The sequence below is a fragment of the Halorientalis brevis genome (assembly GCF_023077655.1).
On sequence record NZ_JALLGV010000005.1, the window covers coordinates 446,512 to 455,556 of the forward strand.

10 protein-coding genes are annotated in these 9,045 nt (G+C 64.6%); 6 read left to right on the top strand and 4 right to left on the bottom strand.

Features of this window, described 5'->3' with window-relative positions; genetic code table 11:
• Positions 1 to 290 precede the first annotated feature (290 nt).
• Positions 291 to 2,150, top strand: a complete 1,860-nt coding sequence (locus MU553_RS14270) for a PAS domain S-box protein (RefSeq protein WP_247379037.1) — start codon at positions 291 to 293, stop codon at positions 2,148 to 2,150.
• Positions 2,151 to 2,195: 45 nt separating this feature from the next.
• Here the strand turns inward: MU553_RS14270 and pyrI are convergent, their stop codons facing one another.
• The gene (gene pyrI / locus MU553_RS14275) at positions 2,196 to 2,660 is read right to left on the bottom strand and encodes an aspartate carbamoyltransferase regulatory subunit (protein WP_247378680.1); all 465 of its coding nucleotides are present in this window, start codon (positions 2,658 to 2,660) and stop codon (positions 2,196 to 2,198) included.
• Positions 2,657 to 3,571 (bottom strand): aspartate carbamoyltransferase, encoded by a 915-nt coding sequence (gene pyrB, locus MU553_RS14280; RefSeq protein ID WP_247378681.1) that lies wholly within the window; start codon positions 3,569 to 3,571, stop codon positions 2,657 to 2,659. Before pyrB ends, pyrI begins: the two co-directional genes overlap by 4 nt.
• 213 nt (positions 3,572 to 3,784) lie before the next feature.
• On the opposite strand from pyrB, the gene MU553_RS14285 reads away from it, so the two are divergent.
• A complete protein-coding gene (locus MU553_RS14285) occupies positions 3,785 to 4,444 on the top strand; it encodes a nucleotide-binding protein (protein WP_247378682.1) in 660 nt (219 codons plus the stop codon).
• A gap of 29 nt (positions 4,445 to 4,473) precedes the next feature.
• Positions 4,474 to 5,103: an RAD55 family ATPase gene (locus MU553_RS14290; protein WP_247378683.1), complete on the top strand. Its 630-nt coding sequence runs from the start codon at positions 4,474 to 4,476 to the stop codon at positions 5,101 to 5,103.
• Positions 5,104 to 5,127: 24 nt separating this feature from the next.
• On the opposite strand, the gene MU553_RS14295 is transcribed toward MU553_RS14290, so the two are convergent.
• A complete protein-coding gene (locus MU553_RS14295; RefSeq protein ID WP_247378684.1) occupies positions 5,128 to 5,283 on the bottom strand; it encodes a rubrerythrin-like domain-containing protein in 156 nt (51 codons plus the stop codon).
• Between the two features lie 126 nt (positions 5,284 to 5,409).
• Positions 5,410 to 6,363, bottom strand: a complete 954-nt coding sequence (locus tag MU553_RS14300) for an FKBP-type peptidyl-prolyl cis-trans isomerase (RefSeq protein ID WP_247378685.1) — start codon at positions 6,361 to 6,363, stop codon at positions 5,410 to 5,412.
• 135 nt (positions 6,364 to 6,498) lie between these two features.
• On the opposite strand from MU553_RS14300, the gene cyaB reads away from it, so the two are divergent.
• The 3 genes from cyaB to MU553_RS14315 all read left to right on the top strand — a co-directional run bounded on the left by cyaB (position 6,499) and on the right by MU553_RS14315 (position 9,038).
• Entirely contained in the window at positions 6,499 to 7,044 is a 546-nt protein-coding gene (gene cyaB / locus MU553_RS14305) for a class IV adenylate cyclase (RefSeq protein WP_247378686.1), read from the top strand.
• Between the two features lie 75 nt (positions 7,045 to 7,119).
• Positions 7,120 to 8,322, top strand: coding sequence for a methionine adenosyltransferase (locus tag MU553_RS14310; RefSeq protein WP_247378687.1), 1,203 nt, complete (start codon positions 7,120 to 7,122; stop codon positions 8,320 to 8,322).
• 188 nt (positions 8,323 to 8,510) lie between these two features.
• A complete protein-coding gene (locus MU553_RS14315) occupies positions 8,511 to 9,038 on the top strand; it encodes a DUF5804 family protein (protein ID WP_247378688.1) in 528 nt (175 codons plus the stop codon).
• Positions 9,039 to 9,045 lie beyond the last annotated feature (7 nt).

A 9,045-nucleotide genomic window follows, 5' to 3' on the forward strand; every position in this document is an offset into this window, starting at 1 on the left:
TACGCGGGCAGGACGAAAAGGCATTGGGAAAGAACCCCACTGATTGACGAGCGATACCGGGAGGCCCCGATTACCGTTTGAGCGCCAGGCGGTAAACGAGGACGATAGCGACCAGGGCGGCGGCGAGTTTGATCTTCTTCGACATTGCGTCCCAAAAATCGGGCCGTCAGGCTATAATTGTTCCGGGGCGTCAACTTTTGCTGGCCGACTGTGTTCGGTTTGACGACAGGTTTCGAGGCTGGAAACGGCCACAGTTATTATTTGAGTCACAATTTCTTTCTCTCTTGGACGTGCCCCAAGCAGCGACCGTTCTCGTCGTGGCCAGTTCGCGCCTCCGAGAGTTGGCCGACGAGATCGACGGCACCGCGGCCGCCGAGGCAGACGTAGTCGCCACGAAACGAGCGGCACAGGAGCGCCTTGCCGCCGATTCGACGATCGACTGCGTGGTCGCTGCCCAGGAGCTGCCGGACGGAGCGGGACTCGACCTCTTGGCGCAGGTTCGAGAGACGGATCCGAGTCTCCCGTTCGTGCTGCTCGCCACGGACGGGTCCGAGCGACTCGCGAGCGACGCGTTCGCCGCGGACGCCGACGATTACGTCCCGGTCGACCCAGCGGCGCCGGCGGTCGAGGAGATCGTGACTCGGATCGATGGGATCCTCGAAGCCGACAGAGAGACCCGGCGGAGTCGCCAGCAACTCGAGACGATCGTCGAAACGGTCCCCGAAGGGGTGTTCGTCTTCGACGAGGACGCGCGAATCGTCGGGGGGAACGAAACCGGGGCCGAGATGATCGGGTACGACTGCAAGGCCGACGTGATCGGAACGTCGATCCCGGATCTCGTCGCGGACGGCGTCTTCCACGAAGAAGTCGTCGAGGCGTACCTCGACGAATTGCCCGAACTGTTGTCTCCGGAGACAGACAAGGAGACGACTACCTTCGAGTTCAGGGCGTTCCCGGGAACCGACGACGAACGCGTGTTCGAGGTGCGTACCACGCTGCGACCCGCCGACGGGGAGTATCGCGGTGCGATCGGCGTCATCCGGGACGTCACGGAGCGAGAGCGGCGACGCGAGGAACTCGAACAGTACGAAACGATCATCAACGCCATCCCCGACCCCGTCTACGCGACCGACGCTGACGGGCTGTTCGAGTTCGTCAACGACGCGATGGAGGACCTGGTCGGGTACGAGTTCCCCGATCCACAGGACAAGGGCGTGTACCTCGGGATGACCGAACGCGATCTGGAGAAGTCCCGCGAGTTAATTCGGGAACTCCTCTCTCCCGACACCCCCAGAGAGAAGGGTATGGTGGAGATGGACGTCATCACGCGAGACGGCCACTCCATCCCCGTCGAAAACCACATGGCACTGTTGCCGTACGACGAGGGGTACCGGGGAACGGCGGGCGTACTTCGCGACATCAGCGAGCAAAAGCGACGGAAACGACGGCTCGACGTCCTCGATACCGTCCTGCGGCACAACCTCCGCAACGACATGAACGTCATCATCGGCTACGCCGAACTGCTCGCCGATCGGCTGGACGACCGGGAACTCCTGTCCGCAGTCGAGCGCATCAGACGGAAGGCCAGAGACCTGATCCGGATCGGCGACGAGATCCGAACGTTGCAGAACACCATCGAGCGCGAGGAGAGCGACCGGGAGCGCTCGACGATCGACGCAGCACCGATCATCGACCGCGTCGTCGAACGGTATCAGGCGGACGCGCCACAGGCCACGCTCCGCGCGGAACACCCGGAGGAGCTGCGCGTGACTGGTGATAGCACGCTCCAGCGAGCGCTCGCCGACCTGATCGAGAACGCCCTGGAACACAGCGACAGGCCGGACCCGACGGTCACGGTGTCGGTCGAGACGGACTGTGCCCCGCCGCGGTCGGCTGCGAGCGACGACGCGGAGGCGGCAGACTGGGTCGCCATCCGCGTCGCGGACGACGGTCCGGGGATACCGGACTACGAACGACGGCTCATCAACGGTGACGAGGATATCACGCCCCTCAAACACGGGAGCGGACTGGGTCTGTGGGTCGTCTCCTGGATCACCGAGTCGTTCGGCGGCGACGTGACCATCGAGAGCAATCAGCCTCGCGGCTCGATCGTCACCCTTCGGCTCGTACACGGCGACCCGCCGGAGTGAGCGGCGTCATTGCCGACGGGCTGTGCGGCGAAAAATCGTCGCGGCTTACTCGACCTGGATGTGGTCGGCGATGTTCTCGCGAATGATGGTGTCACAGTACGCACACCGGACGCCCTCGTCGAGCACGTCGAAGTGCGAATCGACCGGTTCGTCTTTCGTCGTGATGCAGTTGCGGTTGGGACACTCCAGCACGCCGATGACCTGCTCCGGTCGTTCGACGCGATGCTTCTCGATCACGTCGTAGTCGCGGACGATGTTGATGGTCGCCGCGGGTGCGATCAGCGAGAGGACGTCGACTTCGTTCTGGCTCAGTTCGCGGCCTTCGACCTTGACGATGTCCTTCCGGCCGAGCCGGTCGCTCGGGACGTTCATTCCGACGCTGACTTCCTCGCCGCGGGAGCCGTCGATCCCGAGGATCGCGAGGACGTTCAGCGCCTGCCCGCCGGTGATGTGGTCGATGACGGTACCCTGTGTGATCTTGCTGACGCGGAGTTCTTCGGTGTCGCTCATGCGTTCTCCTCCAGAATCAGATCGAGCAGTGCCATCCGGACCGGCACGCCGTTGTGCGCCTGCTGGAAGTAGTGGGCGTGGCTCGTCTCGTCGATCTCGGGCGCGATCTCGTCGACCCGCGGGAGCGGGTGCATCACGACCAGGTCGTCGTCGGCGGCTTCGAGCGTCTCCGCGTCGATCTGGTACTCGCCGGCGATCTCGCGGTACTCGTTCTCGTCCGGGAACCGCTCGCGCTGGATGCGCGTCACGTAGAGCACGTCGAGGCTCGGCAACACCTCGTCGAGTTCCGTGTGTTCGCGCATCGACGCGCCCGTTTCGTGGAGGTCGTAGCGGACGCTCCGCGGGAGCTGGAGGCTCTCGGGACTGATGAAGTGCTGCGTGGCGTCGAACGTCGTCAGGGCGTGCGCCAGCGAGTGGACCGTCCGGCCGTACTTCAGGTCGCCCATGATGCCGACCGTGAGGTCGTCGAATCCGGCCGACTCCCGGATGGTGTAGAGGTCGAGCAGCGTTTGCGTCGGGTGCTGACCCGCGCCGTCGCCGGCGTTGATGAGCGGGACGTCGACGAAGTCGCTGGCCATCTTGGCCGAGCCTTCGAGGGGGTGGCGCATCACGAGGGCGTCGGCGTACCCTTCGACGACGCGGACGGTGTCGGCGAGGCTCTCGCCTTTCTTGACGCTGGACTGATCGACCGGACCCATGTCGACGATGTCGCCGCCGAGGCGCTTCATGGCCGCGGTGAAGCTCATCTTCGTGCGCGTGCTCGGCTCGAAGAAGAGCGTCGCGAGGAGTTTCCCGGCGTGACGGTCGGCCACGGCCGAGGGGTCCTCGGCGATGTCGGCAGCGCGGTCCAGTACGGACTCGATGTCCTCCCTGGAGAGCTGTTTGGCGCTGATGATGTGGTCGTGCCGCATTAGCCGGTACCGCGAGGCGAACACCCTTGAATCTCTCGACACGTGCGTGCCTGCTGCTGTACTGTCGGACAGAAGTTCGTGAAGAGAGACATGCGTACACTGGGTGAGGCGACGCGATACGCCGGTCGCCTGAGAACCCGGACGGGTACTTTCTGTCCGGCAGTATGACGACCGTGCTGACGTTCATGTACGAAGAGACGACCACCCGACAGTATGCTTGCGATCGCTAGCGGGAAGGGAGGGTGCGGAAAGACGACGACGGCCGTCGGCCTGGCGCGAGCGCTCGCTCACGACGGCCACGCCCCGCTCGTCGCGGACGCCGACCACGAGATGCCCGACCTCCACTTCGTCGCGGACGTGCCTCGGACGCCGGGACTCCCCGCGCTCGCGGACGGCGACCGACCGGCCACCGTGGCACGCACTCCCGTCGGAGACCGAGACCTCGCCGTCGTCCCGACGGCAGGGATCTCGGCCGAGCGCGTCCCTGCTGCACTCGATCGTCTCGGTCAGTGGGACGGGCCAGTCCTCATCGACTGTCCCGCTGGCGTCGCTCGGGACGCAGCCCGCCCGCTCCGAGCGGCCGACGAGACGCTGCTCGTCACGAGCCCCGACCCGCAGACGCTTCGCGACACGGCGAAGACGGCGGCGATGGCGCGCACGCTCGGCGCAGCCCCCGTGGGCGTGGTGGTCATCGACCGCTCGGTCGAGCGACCTACAGACGGGGTGCGACTCTCACAGCCAACCGCCCGTTCGCTCCTGGGTTGCCCGGTGATCGCGCGGGTTCCGGCAGTCAGTGACCGTCCGCTGGGAACGGACCGCGTTCGTACGGCGTACCGCAAGGCCGCAAGAAAACTATTCAAACGGAATATTTAATCTGCTGGATATGCTTGGTTTCGAGTGGCATGGAGAATCGGCTCCGGACCGGGATCGACGTTCTCGACCGGAAACTGAATGGGGGGATTCCGGCCGGCAGTATCGTCGCGCTGTGTGCCTCCCCGGCGAGCCAGGCGGAGCTGTTTCTCTACGAACTCACCGCGACGCGCGGAACGCTGTACCTCTCGCTCGACCGCTCTGAAGAGGCCGTCTCGGACAGCATCAGGAACTCGCCGACCGAGACGGGCGACCCGACGGTGCGACACATCCCCGGCGAGGCGCCGCTGGACAACGCTGGCAAGCTCGTCTCCGCGCTCCCGGAAACGTCGAATCTCATCATCGACCCGGTCAACGTGCTCGAAACCCAGGAGCCGCCGTCCCGGTTTCGCAACTTCATGAACGACATGCAAAACCACATCTTCAACACGGGGAGCCTGGCCATCCTCCACTGTCTGACCGGTCACAACATTCCCCGCCTCCGGGACGCGACCGAGCACTTCGCGGACGTGGTGTTCCAACTGGAGACCACGACGACTGGCGACGACGTCGAGAACAAGCTGGCCATCCCGAAGTTCCGCGGTGGGCGGGCGCCGGCGGACGTCATCAAACTCGAACTCGTCGAAGAGGTGTCGATCGACACCTCCCGGGACATCGCGTAGCTGGCTCGGCGTCCACGAGAGAGGTTACTCCGGTCGCGGCGTGCTGAGGTTCTGCATCGTCTCCCCGCACCCGGGACACGAGGTGATCTTCTCGGCACTGCAGAGTCGTTTCCCACAGGCGAGACATTCGAACAGTTGCTCGTCCCCGCTGCAGGGCGCAGGATCGGTCGGCGTCGGCATACGTGCAGATACTGACTGCAGGCGAATAACGGTTGTGTCACCTTTTACCACACCTTCGCGATACCGAACGACCGTCCAGATGCGACTGAGAGGAGAGAACGCGCGTCGAAAACGGGTGGGAGTGGGTTACTCGTCTGCGGCTTCTTCGATCTCTTCGACGATCTCGTCGGCGTCGACGTCGGCGTCTTCGAGGGCTTCTTCGATGTCCTCGCCGCCGGCGCCGCCCATGCCGCCCATCATGCCGCCCATGCCCATGCCCATCCCGGAGCCGTCGATGATCTCCTGGATGATGACGCGGTCGATGCCGAGTAGGTCGGTGACCTGCTGGCAGATCTGCTGTTTCTGGAACATCCACTGCTGGTTCATCGTCAGCTGCGGGTTCGCCTCGATGTACAGCGTCTCCTTCTCGACCTCGACGGTCTCGGTTTCGGGTTCTGCGTCCTCGTCGTCCTCGTCGGGCTGGACGACTTCCTCTTCCTCGACGGTGTCGGTCTGGAACCACATCTCCAGCTCCATGTCGAGGTACATCTCGAAGAGGCTCTGTGCCTGCTCGAGGCGGTCGTCGACGGTGCCGACGACCTCGTAGTCGTACTCGATGTCCTCACCGGCGAGCGGGTGGTTGAAGTCGACGCGTGCGCGGCCGCCGATGATGGTTTCGACGCGACCCTGCTCCTGGTCGATCTGGACCTGCGCGCCAGGGTAGCGGTCGTCCTCGGGGATCTTGTTGGCGCTAACGGTGCGGACGTCGTCCTCGTCGAACTCGCCGAACGCTTCGGCAGCCGGAATCTGAACGTCGCCCGACTGGCCGACGTCGCCGCCGATGATGTCGTCTTCGACCTGCTCGAAGATGAAGCCCTCACCGAGGACGAGCGTGCGGGGCTCGAACGTGCGCTCGTCGTCGTCGATCCCTTCTTCTTCGGCGACCTCGGGATCGGTCGTATCGACGATCATGCCTTCGTCCACGGTCCGTGCAGTGTAGTCGAGTTCGATGAAGTCTCCTTCCTGGAGCCCCTCTTGGGTCTCCTCTGCGTCGGCGTCATCGGCCTGGTCGGCCGCGTCGGCCTCGGATTCGTCACTCATACCGAGACAGTCTGGGCTTGTACTCTTAAGGTCAACGTTTCAGGTCAGCAGCGGCCTCGCGACCACAGGTGCCGCGATCGGCCCCGAACAGCACGAAACCGACTGCTTTTGTGCGGCCCAGCGTATCTACTCCGTATGTACGAGGTCGAGGTCAAGGTTCGGGCCGACCACGAGCAGGTGCGTTCCCAACTGGCGACACTCGGGGCCGACTCGATCGGCACGGTCAGGCAGGTCGACACCTACTTCGACGCGCCCCACCGCGAGTTCGTCGAAACCGACGAGGCGCTCCGCATCCGCCGCGAAACCGAGGACGACGAGACCAACGCCCGCCTCACCTACAAGGGACCGCTCGTAGACGCCGAATCCAAGACCCGCGAAGAAGTCGAGGCCGCCGTCGCGAACGGCGACGACGTCCGCGCCATCCTGGAAGCGCTCGGGTTCTCGCCCGCGGCGACGGTCCGGAAGGAACGGGAGCGCTTTAGCCACGGCGAGTTCACGATTACCCTCGATCGCGTCGACGACGTGGGCGAGTTCGTCGAAGTCGAAACGCACGCGGAGACCGACGACGCAGTGGCGGCGAGCCGTGACCGAGCCTTCGACGTCCTGCGGGACCTCGACCTCGACCCGGACGAGCAGATTCGGACCTCGTATCTCGGCTTGCTCCTGGCCGACGGCGACTGAAATGCCTGCGAGTAATCCTCCTGCTGAGTAAATTTCCGGAAGTTATAGAATCCCCACCTGCCAAGGTGAGTGATAATGACCGAGCGGAACATCCGCGTCCAGCCGACCAACCGGTTGGCAGTCGAAGACCAGGAAGTAGAGATCGTCGAGCGGAAGGGAATCGGCCATCCCGACTCGATCTGTGACGGCGTCGCCGAGAGCGTCGCGCGCGCGCTCGCTCAGACGTACCTCGACCGCGTCGGCAAGCCCCTCCACTACAACACCGACGAGACGCAACTCGTCGCCGGGACCGCTGCGCCCGCGTTCGGCGGCGGCGAGATGCTCGAACCGATCTACCTGCTCATCGTCGGCCGCGCCACGAAAGAGTACGAGGGAACCAAGATCCCCGCGGAGACGATCGCGCTCGACGCCGCACGCGAGTACATCAACGAGGAGTTGCCGCGGCTCGACGTCGGGAAAGACATCGTCGTGGACGTCAAGCTCGGCGAAGGCAGCGGCGACCTCAGGGACGTGTTCGGCGAGGACGGCGCGGTGCCGATGGCCAACGACACGAGTTTCGGCGTCGGGCACGCGCCGCTGACCGAGACAGAAGAGATCGTCTACAACACCGAGCGCAAGCTCAACACCGAGTACGCCGAAGACAACCCCGAAGTCGGTCCCGACATCAAGGTGATGGGCAAGCGCGAGAACGACCACATCGACGTGACGGTCGCCGTCGCGATGATCGACGAGCACATCCCGGACATGCTGGCCTATCAGGACGCCGTCGACGGCGTCCGCGAGTACGTCAGCGACCTGGCGACGGAGTACACCGACCGGTCCGTCGACGTGCACGTCAACACCGCCGACGACTTCGAGGAGGGCGCCATCTACCTGACGACGACGGGCACCTCCGCGGAGCAGGGCGACGACGGGTCCGTCGGCCGCGGCAACCGCGCGAACGGTCTCATCACCCCGAACCGACCGATGAGCATGGAAGCGACGAGCGGGAAAAACGCCATCAACCACATCGGGAAGATCTACAACCTGCTCTCGACGGACATCGCCGAGACCGTCGGCGAAGAGGTCGACGGCATCCGCGAGCTCCAGATCCGTCTGCTGAGCCAGATCGGTCGCCCCATCGATCAGCCCCACGTCGCCGACGCGGACCTCGTCACCGAAGAGGGCGTCTCCGTCTCGGACATCGCTGACGACGTCGAGGACGTCATCGACCGCGAACTCGCCGACGTGACGAGCATCACCGAACGGGCGATCAACGGCGAACTGTCGACCTTCTAAATTTTTACTGCAGGGGGATTCGCCTCCGGCGAACCCCCTTTGCAAAAATTTAGTACAAAAACCGCTCCGCACTCGGCTTCGCCTCGTGCGGAGTGAACCGGCACGCTTCGCGTGCCGGATGCTGGGCACAACTACAGCCGATCCTCGTAGTCGAAACCGCTATACGCGGGCGTTCTGTCTGATGACACATGGCGCGGGTCTGTATCGTCGGGACGCCGGAGGCCAATCTCCGGTACGAACTCCTCTCGCGGGAGACGGCGCGGAACGCACTTGCCACCTACGACCTGCGTGAACCGTTCGACAACACGGTCGCCGTCGAGACGGTGAGTCTCGGCGCGGCCGTCGCACTTCTGAACGACCTGAACTGGTATCTCGTTCGGTTCGCCCAGGACGTGTTCGTCATGGAGCCGAGCGTCAGCGACACGGAGTGGCTCTCGCGCGACCTCGCGGCAGCCCTCCGGGACAACGAGGTCGAGGACGACGAAGCCCAGCGATTCCTCAAGATCTACGGCGTCGCCGACCCGGACGAGACCGAGAACCCGACGAGCGAGGACGACGACCCACAACCCGCGACCGACCAACCCCCACGGTTGGTCGAGCCGATGTTCGTCACCCGGACCGGCCGCGACCTGCCCGAGTACGACCTCCGGGAGGTCGAAGACACTGTCACCGTCCGCGTCACCGAAGCCGAGTTCGGTGGCGAGAAACAGCGGTAGCAACGCG